The organism is Mucilaginibacter sp. PAMB04168 (assembly GCF_039634365.2).
GTDB lineage: Bacteria > Bacteroidota > Bacteroidia > Sphingobacteriales > Sphingobacteriaceae > Mucilaginibacter.
This window is the reverse complement of record NZ_CP155079.2, coordinates 3,283,836-3,302,107: the sequence shown is the minus strand read 5'-3', so window position 1 is coordinate 3,302,107 and position 18,272 is coordinate 3,283,836. Positions and strand designations below refer to the sequence as shown.

The following is an 18,272-nucleotide window of genomic DNA, read 5'->3' as shown; positions in this document are numbered from 1 at the left end:
GTTAATTAATCTGCATCAACTTCCTGCATGTACATCTCATCAATGGCCTGAGCGTATTTTTTCTCGATTACCTTGCGTTTAGCTTTTAAGGTTACAGTCATTTCGCCCTCTTCCATACTAAAAGGATTACGCTTTACTTTGAAGCTTTTAATGCGCTCAAATTTGGCCAGATCATTACTTAGCTTACGTATGTCCTGATTAATCCAGTCGATAATTTGCTTGTCATCAACAAAAGCTTCGGACTGCTCAAACCAGGCTTCGTTCAAGTTAAACGTCTCCTGCAATAGCTCTTTTGGCGGAACAATAATGGCAGTTACATACTCGCGGCGGTCGCCCACTAAAAATATCTGCTCTATTTTAGGGCTTTTTAGATAGGTGTTTTCTACCGGTGTGGGATATATGTTTTTACCGTAAGCATTAATGAGCATATTTTTTAGGCGGTCGGTAATTTGTAGATAACCTTTGTAAAACCGGCCAATATCGCCGCTGTGAAACCATCCATCTGCATCAATTGCAGCCTTGGTTTCTTCTGGCTTGTTCCAATAACCTTTCATTACAGCTACACCACGGATAATAATTTCACCCTCTTCCGAAATAAGGGTAGGATCCATAGAAGTATGCGTTTGTACAGTATAAATTTTTCCTGTTTCGATGTTTTGAATGGCGATTTCTGACCCTGGTAAAACTAAACCGGCCGTGCCATACACCTGGCGGTCAAACTCTGTAACACATACCGGCCCGGTGGTTTCCGTAAGTCCGTAACCTTCCAAAACAGGTATACCCACATTGCCAAAAAACTCGCCTACATTTTTAGGTAAAGCGCCACCACCAGAGATCAGGAACTTTAGGCGGCCGCCGGTTTTTTCTTTAATTTTGCTAAATACCAGTTTATCGGCCAGTTTATACTGGTTACGTAATATTAAACCAGGCTGTATTCCTTTTTCAAAAGTCTCCCGGCGTTGCTTGCCAATTTCAAATGCCCAATTAAAGATTTTGGTTTTTATGCCACCGGCTGTTGTACCGTTTTTCATGGCCTTATCATGTATACGCTCCAACAAACGAGGCACACAATTCATAATAGTAGGTTTAACTTCTATCATGTTCTTGGCCAGTAGCTCTAAGCTTTGCGCAAACGCTATTGTACAACCAGCACCCATGCATATATAATAAGTGGCGGCGCGCTCAAAAACGTGGGAGAGGGGCAGGAAAGACAAAAAAGTATCGTGTTTATCAACAATTGATATTTGCTCCAGGCCAGCCCAAACGGTTTGCACAAAGTTGCTGTGCATCAGCATAACACCTTTAGGTGTGCCTGTTGTTCCTGAAGTGTATATCAGGCACGATAAGTCTGACGGCAGGATAGCTTCACGGGCAATATCAATCGTTGTGCTATATTGGTTAACAATCTGTAAGCCTTCTTTGATCAAGTTATCGAAACTGATGACGCCGGCATTCAAATTTACCTTGTCGGTATACTTTTCATAGTCATCAAAAGCAGGTATAATACGGAGCAGGGTAGGGCAGTTATTAGCAACCTTTATAATTTTCCTTAATAAAAAAGGATTACCTACTAGTATGGCTTTCATGCCCGAATCATTGATGATGTATTCGGTTTCTGCTTCGGTTAGCGTTGGATATATGGAGGCATTAACAGCTCCTATTTGCTGAAGTGCCTGGTCAAAATAAATGTAATCTGGCCCATTTTCAATCACCAAACCTAAACGATCACCTTTCTGAATTCCCATATTCAGGAACCAGGCCGATATAGCGTCAATATTTTCGATAGCTTCGCGATAAGAAATTTCCACCCAAGTATCTTTTACTTTATGGGTAAGAAAAGTATGCGTGTCGGGATGCAGGTTGGCTACAATATTACGAATGAGTGCAGGAACAGTAGTGGGTTTTTTAACCGTATCCATTAAGTTTAAATTTGGCTTATATTAGTTTAACAAACTTAGGCAAATAACCATAAATACAAAAGCACGCTAATGCCTAATTGTTTGCATCATTACATGAACATTATGGTTAGTAATTTACTTAGGCGTATCAGTATTTAACTACAGTTACCAACATTGATTTATAGCCTGGATGGAGCGCGTTAAGCGATCTGGTAGATGATCATAAAAAAAGGCGCCTAGCGGCGCCTAAATATTCTATTTAACAGTATAATAATTACACCGAGAAGCTTTCGCCGCAACCGCAGGTGCGGCTGGCATTAGGGTTAATAAAATTAAAGCCCTTGCCATTCAGCCCGTCCGAAAAATCGAGCTCAGTACCTGCCAGGTATAAAAAAGATTTCATATCCAAAGCTATGCGGATGCCTCTGTCTTCGAAAAATTGGTCGCCCTTTTTCTCTTCGTTGTCAAAGTCCATATTATATGATAAACCCGAACAGCCACCGCCCTGAACCGAAACCCGTAAAAAATACGAGGCATCAAGCCCGGCATCCTGCATCAAGTTATCAATTTTGCTTTTTGCTTTATCTGTTATGGTAACCATATTTATTATATTAGAGCCAAAAGTCGAGAAACAATAACCAGGTAGAAAAAGTTGAAAATCTTTTTTCCTTGATTTTGTTTCTTACCCTCAAAAATTAATGATGTGATTTTTCAAGCTCAATAGGAGCTAAGCCGTTTTTAATACGGTAATCGTTAATAGCGGCTTTGATAGCGTCTTCGGCCAGTACCGAACAGTGTATTTTAACCGGTGGTAATGCAAGTTCCTCTACAATGTCCATGTTGTCGATAGCCATTGCATCATCGATGCTTTTACCTTTCAACCATTCGGTTGCCAGTGATGAAGAGGCAATTGCCGAACCGCAGCCAAAGGTTTTAAATTTAGCATCAGTGATTACGTTGTTGTCATCTACTTCAATTTGCAAACGCATTACGTCGCCGCACTCAGGAGCACCTACTAAGCCAGTACCTACTTTAGTACTGCTTTTATCTAATGTACCTACGTTGCGCGGGTTAGTGTAATGGTCAATTACTTTATCTGAATAAGCCATAGCTTTATGTGTTTAGTTATCAGTTATAGTGTTTTGCCGCGTTTGGGTTGCCGGCTATTTATTATCGTCTAAATGTATGCCAAAGTAATGAGTACAATACTCATTCGCACACTTGCTTAGTGTTCAGCCCACTCAATTGAGTTAAGGTCTATACCTTCTTTAAACATCTCCCACAGCGGAGAAAGCTCACGAAGGTGATTAACAGCCTTTTTGGTCACCTCAATAGCATAATCAACTTCTTCTTCGGTAGTGAAACGACCTAAACCGAAGCGGATTGAGGAATGCGCCAAATCGTCAGACAAGCCTAAGCTTTTTAATACATATGATGGCTCTAATGAAGCTGAAGTACAAGCTGAACCAGATGATACAGCTAAGTCTTTCATTGCCATCATTAAACCTTCGCCTTCAACATATTTAAAAGAAATGTTAGCTACGTGCGGTAAGCGATGTTCCTGGTTGCCGTTAACATAGCTTTCTTCAAGCACGGTTAAAGCAGCTTGCAGCTTATTGCGCAATGCTGATAAACGTGCTGCTTCTGCTTCCATTTCGTTGTAAGCTATTTCGCAGGCTTTACCTAGACCAACAATACCAGGTACATTTAAGGTGCCTGAACGCATACCGCGTTCGTGACCACCACCATCCATTTGGGCGGTAACTTTAACACGTGGACCTTTACGGCGTACGTATAAAGCACCTACACCTTTAGGGCCGTACATTTTATGTGCTGACAGCGCAAGCAGGTCAATACCATCACGGTTTACATCAACCGATATTTTACCTACAGCTTGTGTAGCATCTGTCATAAACAAAGCACCATATTTATGAGCTATGTCAGCAATTGCTTTAACCGGTTGTATTACACCAATCTCGTTATTGCCGTACATAATTGAAACCAAAATGGTTTCTTTGGTCATAGCAGCTTCTAGCTGCGCAAGGTCAACCAACCCGTCTTCTTTAACCGGTAAGTAAGTAACCTTGCCGCCTAGTTTTTCAACGTGTTTGCAGGCATCAAGCACAGCCTTGTGCTCAGTTACAGCGGTAATGATATGGTTGCCTTTATCTTTATACATCTCAAACACCCCTTTAATAGCCAGGTTATCTGACTCGGTAGCGCCTGATGTGAAGATGATCTCTTTTTCGTTTGCGCCAATTATTTTGGCCACCTGCTCGCGAGCGTAATCTACGCCCTCTTCAGCCACCCAGCCAAAATGGTGATTGCGGCTGGCCGCGTTACCAAATTTTTGGGTAAAGTAAGGAATCATCGCTTCCAGCACCCGTGGATCCATAGGCGTGGTTGCGTTGTTATCTAAATATATAGGAAGGTTCATATCCGTTTTATTAATAGTACAAAGATAAGTAAATGTTTTATAGTAAAGTTATACTAAACAGGTAGAGTACGTCATGTTTTTGCCATTTTAGAGCAGTTAATTTATCTGAAATAAATATGTTTTTGATGGTTAGTTAATTTTAACGCCGTTGCTGATTTAAAAAGGGCCATCAAATAATGTTGAAAATTAATTAAGTAGCGTATTTTTATAAGTGAAATATTTACTATATTTGCACCTCTTTTGAAAGGAAAGTATATAAATGAAAAAAGATCTGCATCCAGCAAACTATAGATTAGTGGTTTTTAAAGATATGTCTAACGACTACTCTTTCATCACTAAATCATGCATTGATACCCGTGAAACCGTAAAATGGGAAGACGGCAATGAGTACCCATTGGTGAAATTAGAAATTTCGCACACCTCGCATCCATTCTATACCGGTAAAATGAAACTGGTTGACACTGCAGGTCGTATCGATAAATTCCGTACGCGTTACAACAAAAAGTAATAGCTTTAGAAACAAATATTTGAAAGTCTCCCATTACATCGGGAGACTTTTTTATTTTTGGCCCATGGCTATCATTTTGTTCGACGATAATGCACATTATACTTTACGGCCGTTAACGTTCACCCGGCCGGTAGCCAATTTACGCATAGGTATTTTAACCATTGCCGAGAAATGGGCCAAGTACCTCAACGCCGACTATTCTTATCTTACTCTACCTTACCTGCAAGGCAAGTTTCCTGTAAACATCTCAGCTCATAACGTCTTTATCAATGGTTCCGTGTGCCCAGATGAGGATCTGGTGGAAGCCATTGACAAATTGCAAACAGGTGAAGGTTTATACCATGCCGATTCCCTGATAGCGGTTAAACTAAATGAAGGCGATGCACGCATGTTTACCCTCGACATGCGTTTGGACCGCATAGTGCAGTATGATACTTCTTTTGTTCAGCTGCGATATCCGGAAGATATTTTTAGGAAGAACGATACAGAACTACGGCGCGATTTTAAGCTGCTAACCAAAGGGCGTAGTAGCGCAGCCATTAGTAATAGTAACACTGTTATAGGCAACGACTTTTTTGCTGAGGAAGATGCCGTGGCCGAGTGCTCAACGTTTAACACGAAAAACGGCCCTATATACCTCGGCAGGACTACAGAGGTTTGGGAAGGAACGCATATACGCGGTGCATTAGCATTATGTAACGACTCGCAGATAAAAATGGGTGCCAAAATATACGGCGCAACTACAATTGGTCCAAAATGCAGAGTAGGGGGCGAGATTAACAATGCAGTATTGTGGGGGCATTCTTCGAAAGGGCATGAGGGGTACCTGGGTAATGCAGTGCTGGGCGAGTGGTGTAACATTGGCGCAGATTCTAACAATTCAAATCTTAAGAATAATTATACTGAAGTGAAGCTATGGGATTATACAACCCATCACTTCCGTAAAACAGGTTTGCAGTTTTGCGGCTTGGTAATGGCCGACCATTCGAAATGTGGCATCAATACTATGTTTAATACCGGTACCGTAGTAGGTGTAAGTGCTAACGTTTTCGGCGCCGGCTACCCCCGGAACTTTGTACCTGACTTTGCCTGGGGAGGAGCCCACGGCTTCGAGGTTTACAAAATGGATAAGGTTTTTGAGACCGTAAAACTGGTTTATGACCGTCGGAATAAAGAGCTTGATGAGGTAGAAAAGCAGTTACTGCTGGATATATTTAACTTAACCCAACCATACAGAATATTTTAAAATTATGAGAAAAAAAATAGTTGCCGGCAATTGGAAAATGAACCTTGATTATAACGAAGGCTTAGCTTTGTTTTCTGAAATTGTAAACATGGTAAAAGACGAAGTGACCGGCTCACAGCAGGCGGTTATCTGCTCACCGTATATTCATTTAAACAGCTTAGCACAATTAGCTAAAGGGTATGATAAAGTGGCCATAGGAGCGCAAAACGCTCATCAAAATGAATCGGGTGCCTACACGGGCGAGATATCCGCTAAAATGGTAAAATCAACCGGTGCGACTTATGTGATTTTAGGTCACTCGGAGCGTCGTCAGTACTTTGGCGAAGATAATAAGTTGCTTTCTGTAAAGGCAGATACCGCTTTAAAAAACGGCTTAAAACCTGTTTTTTGTATTGGCGAAACATTGGATGAGCGTGAAGCCGAGCAGCATTTTGACATTATTAAAACACAGTTGCAGGAAGGGATTTTTCACTTGCCTACTGAACAATTTGAGCAAGTGGTTTTAGCTTATGAACCCGTTTGGGCAATTGGTACAGGTAAAACTGCAAGTGCTGAGCAGGCGCAGGAAGTACATGCTTTTATTCGTGAAGAAATTGCTAACACTTATAACCAGGAAGTGGCAGATAACACCACCATTTTATACGGCGGCAGTTGCAATCCTAAGAATGCAGCTGAGTTGTTTGCCCAACCCGACATTGACGGTGGCCTGATTGGCGGCGCTTCTCTAAAATCACGCGACTTTTTAGATATCGTAAAAGTGTTTAATTAGTCAGGGCACTTGAGATATGAGATTTGAGTGTTTAAACAAAACGTTAAAGTTCAAGTTGAGCACTCATCTCTATTTCTAACATATTATATCTAAACAGATGAATTATTACGAGCTGTTATTTACCGTAATGAGTGCGGAAAATCATCATCAGGATTTACTTATTGATGAACTGGCCGACTTGGGCTTTGATACATTTGAGGAGACTGATTTTGGTTTTAAGGCCTATATACCTTCAGAGGACTTTGACAAGGCGCAGGTGGATGACCGGTTATCGTTTTATAACGATATGGTTTCGTTTTCGTACGAGGTGAACCTGATACCGCAAAAAAACTGGAACGAGGTATGGGAAAGTAATTTTAAGCCCATTACCGTAGGCGATCAAATTTACGTACGCGCTACTTTCCATGAGGCTAAGCCGGAGTTTCCTTACGAAATCATTATAGATCCGAAGATGGCTTTCGGTACCGGTCACCATGATACCACTTGCCTGATGATGTCAAGTATGCTGGAAACCGATTTTACCGGTAAAAGCGTGCTTGACATGGGCTGCGGTACCGGTATATTAGCTATACTGGCGAGCAAACTAGGAGCAGGTAAGTTAACTGCAATAGACTATGATATGCTGTGCTACAAAAGTACTTTTGAGAACACGGCACTCAATCATGTAAAAGGTGTGCATGTCATTTGCGGCTCAAAAGAAGATATACCAGACGAAGAGTTTGATATTATATTGGCCAATATAAACCGTAATATTTTAATCGATCAGATGCCACGCTATAGTGAAGTGCTTAAAGCTGGCGGACAGATCTTTTTCAGCGGCTTTTATCAATCACCTGATCTGGACATTATAAAAGAAGAAGCACACCAATGCGGCTTTCAATATCAAGGTCATAAAGTAAGTAACGAATGGGTTGCGGCTAAATTTGTGAAAGCATAATTCAGCGTTATGTATTTCAAACGGAGGCGGGTTTACTAAATGCCCCGTCTCCGCTTGATTAGCAATTAGTTAGTACCCCAAAGTAAACCGCTTTTTTACAAACCGGTTTTGCTCCACTTCATCTAATAATGCTACGGCTAAATCATCAACCGATATATCGTTTTTACCGGCTTCGTTAAATACGGGTGTATCAGTACCTAAACGGTACACGCCTGTGCGGTTTCCGGGGTGCAGGTTTATAGCTGGGCTTAAAAAGGTCCAGTCGAGTTCCTGTTCATTTTTAAGTTCGGTTAAGTAATCACGGGCCGATGTTGCACCTGGTTTATACTCAGCCGGAAAGTTAGGGGTATCTACTAACTGTACACCTGGTTCAATTTCCAGACTTCCGGCCCCTCCTACAAATATATAGCGCTTTATGCCTGCCTTTTTAGTGGCCTCCTGTATGGATCTGGCACCATTTAAGAAATCGTTATACAGGTTAGGGTTAGTCCATCCTGCATTAAAGGTGCTTATAACCACATCATGGCCAACCATTAAGTTGGCTAAGATATCTGTGTCTGTCACATCAACCGACTGCTTTGTCAGCATTTCGTTTTCAATGTCAAGTTTTTCCGGCTGACGCGCAAAGGCAGTAACCTCGTGCCCGCGGCTTAGCGCTTCATTTACTACTTTAGGGCCAACAAAGCCAGTTGCTCCAATAATTGCAATCTTCATGTTTAATGTAATTTAAATTGTTACAGTTTTGTTTAAAAAATATATTATTTAAAATTTTTATAGAATTCCTCAAGTGATGTTTTGTTCAGTTGCTTTACCAATAACTCGCTTAAGCTGTTGTCTAAATGGTTCAGGTGCGCGCTTATTTGCCGGCCTACAGGGCATTTTGGGTTAGGAATATTACGGGCTTTGCCTAATACCTGCGCTTGTTGCACTGCTTCATATACATCCGCCATAGAAATAGCGTTAGCAGGTTTCCCTAAGCTGTAGCCACCGTTTTTACCTTCTTTGCTGGCTACAAGTCCGGCGTTACGCAAAGTGCTTAGTTCCTTGCGTATTAGTACCGGGTTAACATTTACGCTGCCTGCTATATATTCAGAAGACAGCATAGCGTCTCCGGCTGAATGTAAAAGGGTGAGTATGTGGACCGCTATCTGGAATCTTCCGTTCATCTGTAATGCTTATTATTACAGTACAATGGTAGGATAATTTTGAGTAGGGTGAAAGCTTTTCCTTAATAATGACAATAAGTAAACAATTGCTGATTATTGTCATTTAAGATCTTTATGATGAAATTGCGTATATCGTAATAATCACAAATAGCTGATTTTTGCTTTTCTTTGCACCCGGTTGCTCAATTGCTAACAATTTACATGAAAGTACATTTTATAGCCATAGGTGGCAGTGCTATGCATAACCTGGCTATCGCCTTACATAAAAAGGGATTTATCGTATCAGGCTCGGATGATGCCATTTACGAACCATCAGTGTCGCGGCTATCCAGGTACGGTTTGTTGCCAGAGCAAAATGGCTGGTATCCTGAAAAAATTACACCCGATTTGGACGCAGTGATTTTAGGAATGCACGCCCGGCCAGATAATCCAGAACTATTGGAAGCGCAGCAAAAGGGCCTCAAGATTTTTTCGTACCCAGAATATGTGTATGAACAATCTAAAGACAAACTGCGTGTGGTGGTAGGAGGAAGCCATGGAAAAACAACTATTACCTCAATGATTTTGCACGCTTTGCAAGCTGCCGGTAAAGATTTTGACTACCTGGTAGGCGCGCAATTGCAAGGTTTTGATACAATGGTGAAACTAAGCGATGCGCCACTTATCGTTATTGAAGGCGATGAATATCTTTCGTCGCCTATAGACCGCCGCCCCAAGTTTCATTTATATAAAGCCAACTTGGCCGTTTTGAGCGGCATAGCGTGGGATCACATCAATGTGTTTCCTACATTCGAAAATTATACAGAGCAGTTTGAAATATTTATTCAAACTATGGTTCCTGGAGGCACTGTTTTTTACGCCGGTAACGATGAAGCCTTGCAAAAAGTAATTGCAGCTAACACGTCAAAAATCAACAAGATAAAATACCAATTACCACAATACGAAGTTGTTAATGGCATAACCATTATTACTTATAAAGAAAAGCAATACCCGTTAGAAGTATTTGGTGAACACAATCTGCTCAATATAGAAGCCGCCCGTAACATATGCGGAGAGTTGGGTATAAGTACTGATGATTTTTACAGCAGTATGGTAACCTTTAAAGGAGCCGCACGCAGGTTGGAGTTGCTCGGAAAAAATGAAGCAACCAACATTTATAAAGATTTTGCACATTCTCCGTCAAAGTTAAAGGCTACCATAAATGCAGTTAAATCGCAGTTTCCGGACCGTAAGCTCATTGCCTGTATGGAGCTGCATACATTTAGCAGCTTAAATAAGGAATTTTTGCATGAGTACGCAGGTTGTATGAATGAGGCCGACCATGCCATTGTTTTTATTGATGCACACACGTTTATTCAAAAAAAGATGGAACCTTATGGCGAAGATTTCGTAAAAGAAGCATTCGACATGCCTACGCTTCAATTTTATAATCAGCCGGAGGTTTTAGAGGCTTTTTTACAACAACAGGATTATACCGATAAAAACTTGTTATTAATGAGCTCCGGAAACTTTGGAGGTGTTGATTTAAACGATTTAGCTGTGAAAATATTAAATAAATGAACTTGGATTTTTAATATTTAAATATTTTATTGTAACTTTATTAACTATTGAGAAATCCTTATCCAAAAACAAAAAAATGAAAACACTGGGCAAAAAAATTAGATTATTAAGACATCAAAAAGGTTGGAGTCAGGAAGATGTGGCCAAGAGGCTAGACATCTCGATCCCTGCATTTTCAAAAATTGAAACAGGTATCACAGATATCAACCTATCGCGATTAGAGCAAATAGCTAATTTGTTTGAAATGTCAGTGGTTCAGTTACTTACATTTAACGATGCCGAGTACGAACAAAAATATGTAAACGAGCTGGAGAACGTTAATAAAAAGTTAATGGATAGAGAGACGGAAGTTATTGACCTTCAGAAGAAAGTAATAGAGCTGTTTGAGGAGCTTAGACAGACCAAAGCAACTGCTTAATTATTTAACGGCCAGTAAAGATTTTAACAGATTTTCACTGGCCGTAACACTTTTATTCCTTTTTCTCTCATTAGCCGCCCAAGCCCAAAAAATCTCCATCAATACAATAGGCGGCAAGTTATCTCAGCAAGATACCATTTCGCTTAGCCGCTTGATAAAATATCAGGCTAACATCTACAACGGCTTATTCGCCAAGTCCATACCCGACTCTTTACCTGTTGTTATAAATCTGTTCAGTAAGCGTAGCCAGTTTAATCAGGCAAAAAAAGAAGCTAATGTAACTGTTACGCACACCGGGTTTTACAGTCCTGCTACTAAGGAGTGTTTCGTATTTAAAGGTGAAGGTTTTCAGCACGTCATTAATCATGAGGTCAGTCACCTTTTTATGCACTTTCAGAATGTAAAACGAATGCCAAGGTGGGTAGACGAAGGTTTGGCTGAGTTTTTTGAAGAGATATATGTAGGTGATAACGGTGCCATTTACATAAATGCGCAACCCGGCCGCTTACAACGCATGAAGGAATACGTGCGAGACGGAAAGCTTGACCTGTATGATTTTCTTAGCGAACAAACCAATGCAGGCTGGAATAAGAAAGAAGAACTAACTTTTCGTTATGACGTTGCTTATGCTTTGGTTTACTATATTGTTAAAACGAATCCGCAGTTTATAAACCATATCTTCAGTGCACTGCAGGATGATAAATCATCAGTTGATGCCTTAGGTTTGGTGTACAGCAATCTGGAAATATTGCAGAACCGGCTTAAGCTTTATTATCGTTAAATAAGCAGCGCATAGTTGCATGCTTTTTTCCGAATACGCCGCCCATCGCCTCATGCAAGGCAATCATCTTATCGTTAAAATCGCCCACCCACGAAAGTTCCATCTCGTCGTATTGATTAAGCGGCAGTACGTATTCTTTTAGTTTGATGAATAAAACAGATTCAAGGCCATGTTTCTGAAACTTTGTTTTGGTACCCATTACAATTGCACGCATACGGTTAACACCCTTCCATTTATAATATAAAAACTTCAGTTTGCCTATCAGGTCTAACTTTCCATTCAGGGTTTTTATCATTTGGTTGGCGTCAGGCAATACAACAACGAACGCAGCCGGCTCATTATCTACGTAAGCAAACCAAATAAGATTTTCGTCCATAATCACCTTCATCTTCCGGAAGCTCTCTAAAATAGTGGCACGTTCTATAGGCACAAAGTTTTCAAAGTCTTTCCAGGCGTCATTATAAATCTCCATAAAATCTGCCGCAAAGCGGTCAATTTGAGATGCTTTTAAGTGTTTAAAAGTATAACCCGGTTTTTGAGCTACCCAATTAGCAATTTTGGTAAAGCGTTCGGGGAAGGGCTTGTGTGCACTGATGTGATTGGTTATCTGTTCGTACAGTGTTTTAAAACCATAGTTGTCAAAATACTGCTTATAGTAAGGCGGGTTATAGTTCATGCCGTACGACTGTGGTACAAAGCCATCAATCAGTAAGCCCCAGAACATGTCGTTTTCGCCAAAGTTGATAGGGCCATCCATTGCTTGCATGCCGTTTTGCTGTAGCCAATTTTTGGCCGTGTCAAACAGTAAAACAGCTGCTTTTTCATTTTCAATACATTCAAAAAATCCCATGCCGCCGGTGGGTTGCTCATAATTAAAAGCCTTTTTGTTATTAATAAAAGCGGCAACCCGCCCGGCGGGCTTTCCATCATCATCTGTCAGGATCCAGCGGCAGGCTTTTCCGAAATTAAAGAAAACGTTTTTAGACGGATCAAACACTGCTTCAATATCGTTATCAAGCGGACATATCCAGTGGGAATCATGCTGATAAATGTAACGTGCGGTATCTAAAAAAGCCTGACGTGTTTGTTTGTTGCTAACTTCAGTTATGGTCATGAAATATTTAAAAGGCAGATAAAATAAAAAAGCATCCGATTTAAGCCGGATGCTAAATATAAAGCTTAATTATACAGATTAATAATCGTCGTCTTCATCGTCATAACGGTTTGCGCCGTCGTAATCTAAATCATCTAACGGTTCGTCATTAAAGTCGTTATCAAAATCATCTTCGTCATCAAATCTTTTTTGCTCTGCCGGCTTTTCGGCGGTGTTAACAGCGGCACTTTTAAAAGAAGCGCTATTGCTTACGGTTTTTTTTGGCGTTTGCATGATGAATGGTAATTAGTGGTTTTTGTTTCTAAATCCAGTAGTTTAAAATTAGCGTTTATCACAATTGCTGTACATCAAAAATAATTAAAAAACAGTTTCGTTAAAAATTAGCCCCGAAATTTATTCCTGCTGATTACCAATAGTATTTGCCGGGTCGTTTAGTTCGTTCATAGCGGGCAGGTCTTTCAAACTGTTTATTCCCATGTAATCGGCAAACAGGTTACTCGTAGCGTACAATAGGGGCTTGCCCACGGTTTCGGCTTTCCCGGTAATAGTAATTAGCTCCTTTTCCAGTAACTTCTGAATTGAATAATCGCAATTAACGCCTCGTATCTGCTCAACTTCCAGCTTAGTAACCGGCTGCTTGTAGGCAATAATAGCTAAAGTTTCTAAAGCCGCCTGGCTAAGCTTTTTCTTGGAGCGTTGCAGCTGTAACTGGCTAATAACCGGGTGAAACATTTTTTTTGTTAGAAATTGATAACCGTTATTAATCTTAACCAGTTCAATAGCAAAAGCATCAGCCTCATACTTTTTGGTAACATTGCTGATAGCCTTTATCACTGCCGATTCGTCGATCTCTGTGTTTAAAGCTGCCTGCAAGCAATACATGATTTCTTCCATGCGGATGCCTTGCTCCGATGCGAAAATTAACGCTTCAATATTCTGTTCAAATTGTGCCACCTCAGCAAATGTAAAAGAAAACGTGTAGTTGTGAGAACCGTAAAACTAAAACCTGCGTACGTTGTAGTAACTGTAATCTAATAATAAACATTTTTTACTTATGAAAACAACAACACAAGAAACCTTTGTGGCTGATTCAAGAATGGCCAGACGGTCGTTCCTGAAGTATGCGGGCGCTGGCGCTGTAGCAGCCGGTGTGCTGGCAACTGCAGCATCATGCCAAAAACATGGTGGCGTAGTAAGCGACCCTCAAGTAGTAGATTTAGGTACCGGTGATATTGCCGTTTTAAATTATGCTTATGCTTTAGAGCAATTGGAAGCAGCATTTTATAAGCGAGTTATAGACTCAAAGTATTCTGGCATGAACGCCGATGAAACGGCTTTACTGACCGATATTCGCGATCACGAAGTTATCCACGCAGCATTTTTTAAAGCTGCCCTTGGTGGTAATGCTATACCAGATTTAACAGCAAATTTCGCTACTATCAACTTCAACGACAGAACCGCAGTGTTAACGGCTGCCAAAACTTTTGAAGATTTAGGTGTAGCTGCTTACAACGGCGCTGGTGCTTTAATTCAAACAACCGAATATTTGGTGTTAGCGGGTAAAATTGTATCAGTTGAAGCTCGTCATGCTGCTTTAATTCGCAACCTGTTAAACCAAAACCTGGCTGATGAAAGCATTTTAGATTTAAGCACTGGTTTGGAAAAACATAAAGCTCCAAGTCAGGTATTGCCAATAGCAAATTCCTTTATTACTGGTAAACCACTATCTGCTCCTGCATTAGGCGCTTAATTATCACCTATCAAAAACAAACGAAAATGGATTTTTTAAATTTATTTAACGAGATACAAGCAGCCGACCCAGAATTTGCCGACAGAATTAGTCCGCGCAGAGCTGCCATAAGAAATATTACAAGCTTTGGTTCAAAAGTAGCGGTTGCTGCTTTGCCATTTGCTTTTAGTACACTGTTCAAAAAAGCCTATGGCCAAACAGCTATTCCATCAGTAACCGATGTATTAAACTTTGCCTTAACTGCTGAGTTAACAGAGGCTTGCTTTTACAACACCGCAATAGCAAGAAACATTGTTCCGGCTGGTACAGCGCGTGATGCGATTACGCTAATTAGAAACGACGAAAATAATCACGTTAAGTTTCTTAAAGATCAGTTGAAAACAGCCATCAGCCCAGAAAATGCTGCACGTGTAACCGACCCGATTCTTGTTGGTAACACAAACGCGTTTTTTGACTACTCTGGCGGAAAAAGCACAGCAGGTACGGGTCCGTTTTCTTCAGTGTTTACTGATTACGACGTGTTTTTAGCGGTTGCGCAAGCTTTTGAGGATACCGGTGTGAGAGCTTACAAAGGCCAGGCTGGATTTTTGAAAGGTAACGCGGTAGTTTTAACTGCAGCTTTAGACATCCATTCTGTTGAAGCGCGTCATGCTTCATACCTGCGTCGTCTACGTATGTTGCGTCCCTCAGGTGTACCAACAACTTTCCGTCCATGGGTTACTCAGGATGGTACAACAGCAAGTGGAATTTCTGTAGCTCCGTCAGTAGTTAACTTAATTTATCAAAATGAAGCTAACGTGTCACAAGGAGGAAAAGATTTAACCACTATTTCTGGTGTCACTGTAAAAGCAGCAACCGAATCATTTGATGAGCCGTTGACTAAAGAACAGACATTAGCAATTTTAAGCAACTTTGTAATTAAATAGGTTATAAATAGCTTGTTAAGCAAAAAGCAACTCAATTAGAGTTGCTTTTTTTTATTGCTGTAGCTTTTAGTAATTTATTACCTGTTCTTCCAATTGCTCAGGCATTTCTCGCCATTCATACTTTTGATTGCGTAATTGTGGCTCGAAACCGGCTTCTTTAATTGAGTTTTGTATGCCTTGTGCCGTAAAACGGTGAGGCGCACCAGCGGCTGATACTACGTTCTCCTCAATCATAATCGAGCCAAAGTCGTTAGCTCCGGCGTGCAAACAAAGCTGCGCCACCTGCTTGCCTACAGTAAGCCATGAGGCCTGGATGTTTTTAACGTTAGGTAACATAATACGGCTTAGCGCTATCATACGTAAGTATTCATCACCGGTAACGTTGTTGGTAATGCCACGTACTTTTCTCAGCAAAGTGCCGTCATCCTGAAAAGGCCAGGGAATAAAGGCGGTAAAGCCATAGTGGCCTTCCGGCTTTTCGGCCTGTACTTCGCGTATCCAAACCAAGTGCTCAAAGCGCTCGTAGATGGTTTCCACATGGCCAAACATCATTGTAGCCGACGTAGGTAAATTAACTTTATGTGCAGCACGCATCACATCCAGCCATTCCTGACCGCCGCATTTGCCTTTTGAGATTAAACGGCGTACGCGGTCGTTTAAAATTTCGGCCCCGGCGCCGGGTAGGGAGTCAAGTCCAGCCGCTTTCATTGCCGTTAAAACGTCAATATGGCTCATGCTTTCCAACTTAGCCACGTGTGCAATTTCGGGCGGGCCTAATGAATGCAATTTTAATGCAGGGTATAACTCCTTCAACTTTGCAAACAGTTCGGTATAAAAAGACAGGCCCAGGTCGGGATGGTGGCCGCCTTGCAGTAAAAGCTGGTCGCCGCCTAAGCGAAACGTTTCTTCTATCTTTTGCTTGTAGGTTTCAAGGTCGGTAATGTAACTGTCTTCATGGCCCGGACGGCGAAAGAAATTACAAAACTTACAGTTGGCTATACAAACATTAGTTGTATTAACATTACGATCAATTTGCCAGGTAACCTTACCATGCGGAACCTGAACTTTACGCAGCTCATTAGCCACATACATCAGCTCTGGGGTAGAGGCATTGTGATACAGATAAACGCCTTCATCAATACTCAAAAAATCGAAGTTGAGAGCGCGTTGTAACAGATCGGCAGTATTCATGCACAAAGATAACCTGTATTTATGACAAAGCCAATTACGGCCAACTGTACCCAATAATATGATAGAATACTGATACTGGTTTTAGCTTTTAACAACCTTTCCTTTGTCAAGTTTAAGTGTTTGATTAATGCACAATGGTAATTCATTCAGATAATGTGTGACATAAATCAGCGTAACGCCGGTAGCCTCAACAATAGCATCAACCAGTTGATTAAAAAGTACTCGTTGCTGCTGATCTAAACCCTGGCAAGGCTCATCCAAAATCAATAAGTAAGGATTTTTAATAACAGCTCTTGCCAGCAGGCATAAACGCTGGGCGCTGGCTGGCAAGTTTTTGAGTAGCTGCGTGGCATATTGGTCTATGTTCAGGGCTTTAAGCCACTGCAAAGCCTTTTCAGCTTTGGCCGCACTACTTGGCCTAAACAAGCCTTGGGTATCATAAAAACCCGATTCTATTACTTGTAGGGCCGATTGATCGGCTGGGAAATATTGGTATAGCTCGGGTGAAAGAAATCCTATATTCTGCTTAATATCCCAAATGCTTTCGCCAGTACCGCGTTTTTTGTCGAACAAAACTATGTCATTAGCGTAAGCTTGCGGGTTGTCACCATTTATCAAACTCAATAGCGTTGATTTGCCAGCTCCGTTATGGCCAAACAATGCCCACTTTTCGCCTGGTCTAACAAGCCAGTCAACATCGTTCAAAATAACGTGTTTATCGTATTTGACGTTTACATGGCTCATTTTGATAATCCATTCAAACGGCGCTTCAACATAGCCCGAAGTTAGCGCCTCTATGGCCTCCGGTTTGATTGTAAGGGTTGGTTTGGTCATTAAAGGACTGAACTCCTCTACCGGCATGGTCTGAGTTATGGTGCCATGTTCCAAAACTGCTACATGTGTAATAGGGGTAGGTATTTCTTGTCCGCTTCCCGACATTACAATGGTAATGCCTGTTTCAATAATTTTAGTTAAAATGCCACTGAAGCTGCGTTGTGTTTGCTGATCCAATCCCGATAGTGGGTCGTCCAGTAATAATACTTTGGGTTGGGCAAGCAATGCCGAAGCAATTCTTAATCGCTTGGTTTCGCCGTTTGATAGTTTGATGAGCTCTTTACTTAACAGATGTTCGAGTTGGAACAAGGATACCACTTTGTCAACGGTCCAATGTGTTGAACCCAGTAGGGTAGGCTGCTTGCTTTCCAGGTATTCAGCTACAATGAGCGCTTGGTCAGAGTCTGATGAATTATAGCGTTGCTGGTAATAGAGATTGCTGCTTGTGTTGGTTTTATCTTTAAAATGATGTTTGGAGGTAACGAGCGTTATCCTGTTCTTAACATCGGGCCCGTAATTTAGTATACCGGCCGTTGGCGGCATAACACCTGCAATAGCGTTAAGCAGCACTGTTTTACCAGAGCCGCTCTGGCCTACTAACAACCAATGCTCACTCGGTTTAACCATAAAGCCGACGTTATTAAGTAATAAATGCTGTCGGTTTTTAATACTAATATTTTGAAGAGACAGAATAGACATATACAAAGCTTGTGTTGCAATATTAAAAATTATAACGC

20 protein-coding genes are annotated in these 18,272 nt (G+C 41.1%); 9 read left to right on the top strand and 11 right to left on the bottom strand.

What is annotated here, in order from left to right; genetic code table 11:
* Positions 1-5: 5 nt before the first annotated feature.
* From ABDD94_RS14100 to ABDD94_RS14085, 4 genes are all read right to left on the bottom strand, one after another.
* Positions 6-1,919: a long-chain fatty acid--CoA ligase gene (locus ABDD94_RS14100; RefSeq protein WP_345952780.1), complete on the bottom strand. Its 1,914-nt coding sequence runs from the start codon at positions 1,917-1,919 to the stop codon at positions 6-8.
* A gap of 253 nt (positions 1,920-2,172) precedes the next feature.
* Positions 2,173-2,499 (bottom strand): iron-sulfur cluster assembly accessory protein, encoded by a 327-nt coding sequence (locus ABDD94_RS14095; RefSeq protein ID WP_345951445.1) that lies wholly within the window; start codon positions 2,497-2,499, stop codon positions 2,173-2,175.
* A gap of 94 nt (positions 2,500-2,593) precedes the next feature.
* Complete coding sequence (gene iscU / locus ABDD94_RS14090; protein ID WP_345952779.1) at positions 2,594-3,007, bottom strand: Fe-S cluster assembly scaffold IscU; 414 nt, start codon at positions 3,005-3,007, stop codon at positions 2,594-2,596.
* A gap of 116 nt (positions 3,008-3,123) precedes the next feature.
* Entirely contained in the window at positions 3,124-4,335 is a 1,212-nt protein-coding gene (locus tag ABDD94_RS14085) for an IscS subfamily cysteine desulfurase (RefSeq protein ID WP_345951447.1), read from the bottom strand.
* 259 nt (positions 4,336-4,594) lie between these two features.
* On the opposite strand from ABDD94_RS14085, the gene ABDD94_RS14080 reads away from it, so the two are divergent.
* The 4 genes from ABDD94_RS14080 to prmA all read left to right on the top strand — a co-directional run bounded on the left by ABDD94_RS14080 (position 4,595) and on the right by prmA (position 7,795).
* On the top strand, positions 4,595-4,843 hold the full coding sequence (locus tag ABDD94_RS14080; protein ID WP_345951448.1) for a type B 50S ribosomal protein L31: 249 nt from the start codon (positions 4,595-4,597) through the stop codon (positions 4,841-4,843).
* A 64-nt stretch (positions 4,844-4,907) separates the two neighbouring features.
* Positions 4,908-6,089, top strand: a complete 1,182-nt coding sequence (locus ABDD94_RS14075; protein WP_345952778.1) for a putative sugar nucleotidyl transferase — start codon at positions 4,908-4,910, stop codon at positions 6,087-6,089.
* Positions 6,090-6,093: 4 nt separating this feature from the next.
* Positions 6,094-6,858, top strand: coding sequence for a triose-phosphate isomerase (tpiA, locus tag ABDD94_RS14070; RefSeq protein WP_345952777.1), 765 nt, complete (start codon positions 6,094-6,096; stop codon positions 6,856-6,858).
* Positions 6,859-6,955: 97 nt separating this feature from the next.
* The gene (gene prmA, locus ABDD94_RS14065) at positions 6,956-7,795 is read left to right on the top strand and encodes a 50S ribosomal protein L11 methyltransferase (RefSeq protein WP_345952776.1); all 840 of its coding nucleotides are present in this window, start codon (positions 6,956-6,958) and stop codon (positions 7,793-7,795) included.
* Positions 7,796-7,864: 69 nt separating this feature from the next.
* On the opposite strand, the gene ABDD94_RS14060 is transcribed toward prmA, so the two are convergent.
* Together ABDD94_RS14060 and ABDD94_RS14055 are read right to left on the bottom strand one after the other, a co-directional pair.
* On the bottom strand, positions 7,865-8,509 hold the full coding sequence (locus tag ABDD94_RS14060) for an NAD(P)-dependent oxidoreductase (RefSeq protein WP_345952775.1): 645 nt from the start codon (positions 8,507-8,509) through the stop codon (positions 7,865-7,867).
* 44 nt (positions 8,510-8,553) lie between these two features.
* A complete protein-coding gene (locus ABDD94_RS14055; protein ID WP_345952774.1) occupies positions 8,554-8,961 on the bottom strand; it encodes an Rrf2 family transcriptional regulator in 408 nt (135 codons plus the stop codon).
* 201 nt (positions 8,962-9,162) lie between these two features.
* On the opposite strand from ABDD94_RS14055, the gene ABDD94_RS14050 reads away from it, so the two are divergent.
* The 3 genes from ABDD94_RS14050 (at position 9,163) to ABDD94_RS14040 (ending at position 11,720) form a co-directional block, all read left to right on the top strand.
* Positions 9,163-10,521, top strand: coding sequence for a Mur ligase family protein (locus ABDD94_RS14050; RefSeq protein ID WP_345952773.1), 1,359 nt, complete (start codon positions 9,163-9,165; stop codon positions 10,519-10,521).
* A gap of 76 nt (positions 10,522-10,597) precedes the next feature.
* Positions 10,598-10,939 (top strand): helix-turn-helix transcriptional regulator, encoded by a 342-nt coding sequence (locus tag ABDD94_RS14045; RefSeq protein WP_345951455.1) that lies wholly within the window; start codon positions 10,598-10,600, stop codon positions 10,937-10,939.
* Positions 10,905-11,720 carry a DUF1570 domain-containing protein gene (locus tag ABDD94_RS14040; RefSeq protein ID WP_345952772.1) on the top strand — a complete coding sequence of 272 codons (816 nt, stop codon included), beginning with the start codon at positions 10,905-10,907 and terminating at the stop codon, positions 11,718-11,720. Before ABDD94_RS14045 ends, ABDD94_RS14040 begins: the two co-directional genes overlap by 35 nt.
* Here ABDD94_RS14040 and ABDD94_RS14035 read toward each other — a convergent pair.
* The 3 genes from ABDD94_RS14035 to scpB form a co-directional block, all read right to left on the bottom strand.
* Positions 11,701-12,834, bottom strand: coding sequence for a GNAT family N-acetyltransferase (locus ABDD94_RS14035; protein ID WP_345952771.1), 1,134 nt, complete (start codon positions 12,832-12,834; stop codon positions 11,701-11,703). The two genes, ABDD94_RS14040 and ABDD94_RS14035, sit on opposite strands and share 20 nt — an antisense overlap.
* Before the next feature lie 78 nt (positions 12,835-12,912).
* Positions 12,913-13,107, bottom strand: a complete 195-nt coding sequence (locus ABDD94_RS14030) for a hypothetical protein (protein ID WP_345951458.1) — start codon at positions 13,105-13,107, stop codon at positions 12,913-12,915.
* A gap of 120 nt (positions 13,108-13,227) precedes the next feature.
* Entirely contained in the window at positions 13,228-13,788 is a 561-nt protein-coding gene (gene scpB, locus ABDD94_RS14025) for an SMC-Scp complex subunit ScpB (RefSeq protein WP_345952770.1), read from the bottom strand.
* Between the two features lie 100 nt (positions 13,789-13,888).
* Here scpB and ABDD94_RS14020 point away from each other — a divergent pair, with 100 nt between their 5' ends.
* A complete protein-coding gene (locus ABDD94_RS14020; RefSeq protein WP_345952769.1) occupies positions 13,889-14,584 on the top strand; it encodes a ferritin-like domain-containing protein in 696 nt (231 codons plus the stop codon).
* 26 nt (positions 14,585-14,610) lie between these two features.
* On the top strand, positions 14,611-15,510 hold the full coding sequence (locus tag ABDD94_RS14015; protein WP_345952768.1) for a ferritin-like domain-containing protein: 900 nt from the start codon (positions 14,611-14,613) through the stop codon (positions 15,508-15,510).
* A 66-nt stretch (positions 15,511-15,576) separates the two neighbouring features.
* Here the strand turns inward: ABDD94_RS14015 and mqnC are convergent, their stop codons facing one another.
* Positions 15,577-16,701: a cyclic dehypoxanthinyl futalosine synthase gene (gene mqnC, locus ABDD94_RS14010; RefSeq protein WP_345952767.1), complete on the bottom strand. Its 1,125-nt coding sequence runs from the start codon at positions 16,699-16,701 to the stop codon at positions 15,577-15,579.
* Positions 16,702-16,782: 81 nt separating this feature from the next.
* Positions 16,783-18,162, bottom strand: a complete 1,380-nt coding sequence (locus tag ABDD94_RS14005) for an ATP-binding cassette domain-containing protein (RefSeq protein ID WP_345952766.1) — start codon at positions 18,160-18,162, stop codon at positions 16,783-16,785.
* Positions 18,163-18,272 lie beyond the last annotated feature (110 nt).

Coding starts and splice junctions, on each gene's coding strand:
- ABDD94_RS14100 (WP_345952780.1), bottom strand. CDS start 1,919: ATGGATACGGTTAAAAAACCCACTACTGTTCCTGCACTCATTCGTAAT.
- ABDD94_RS14095 (WP_345951445.1), bottom strand. CDS start 2,499: ATGGTTACCATAACAGATAAAGCAAAAAGCAAAATTGATAACTTGATG.
- iscU (WP_345952779.1), bottom strand. CDS start 3,007: ATGGCTTATTCAGATAAAGTAATTGACCATTACACTAACCCGCGCAAC.
- ABDD94_RS14085 (WP_345951447.1), bottom strand. CDS start 4,335: ATGAACCTTCCTATATATTTAGATAACAACGCAACCACGCCTATGGAT.
- ABDD94_RS14080 (WP_345951448.1), top strand. CDS start 4,595: ATGAAAAAAGATCTGCATCCAGCAAACTATAGATTAGTGGTTTTTAAA.
- ABDD94_RS14075 (WP_345952778.1), top strand. CDS start 4,908: ATGGCTATCATTTTGTTCGACGATAATGCACATTATACTTTACGGCCG.
- tpiA (WP_345952777.1), top strand. CDS start 6,094: ATGAGAAAAAAAATAGTTGCCGGCAATTGGAAAATGAACCTTGATTAT.
- prmA (WP_345952776.1), top strand. CDS start 6,956: ATGAATTATTACGAGCTGTTATTTACCGTAATGAGTGCGGAAAATCAT.
- ABDD94_RS14060 (WP_345952775.1), bottom strand. CDS start 8,509: ATGAAGATTGCAATTATTGGAGCAACTGGCTTTGTTGGCCCTAAAGTA.
- ABDD94_RS14055 (WP_345952774.1), bottom strand. CDS start 8,961: ATGAACGGAAGATTCCAGATAGCGGTCCACATACTCACCCTTTTACAT.
- ABDD94_RS14050 (WP_345952773.1), top strand. CDS start 9,163: ATGAAAGTACATTTTATAGCCATAGGTGGCAGTGCTATGCATAACCTG.
- ABDD94_RS14045 (WP_345951455.1), top strand. CDS start 10,598: ATGAAAACACTGGGCAAAAAAATTAGATTATTAAGACATCAAAAAGGT.
- ABDD94_RS14035 (WP_345952771.1), bottom strand. CDS start 12,834: ATGACCATAACTGAAGTTAGCAACAAACAAACACGTCAGGCTTTTTTA.
- ABDD94_RS14030 (WP_345951458.1), bottom strand. CDS start 13,107: ATGCAAACGCCAAAAAAAACCGTAAGCAATAGCGCTTCTTTTAAAAGT.
- ABDD94_RS14020 (WP_345952769.1), top strand. CDS start 13,889: ATGAAAACAACAACACAAGAAACCTTTGTGGCTGATTCAAGAATGGCC.
- ABDD94_RS14015 (WP_345952768.1), top strand. CDS start 14,611: ATGGATTTTTTAAATTTATTTAACGAGATACAAGCAGCCGACCCAGAA.
- mqnC (WP_345952767.1), bottom strand. CDS start 16,701: ATGAATACTGCCGATCTGTTACAACGCGCTCTCAACTTCGATTTTTTG.
- ABDD94_RS14005 (WP_345952766.1), bottom strand. CDS start 18,162: ATGGTTAAACCGAGTGAGCATTGGTTGTTAGTAGGCCAGAGCGGCTCT.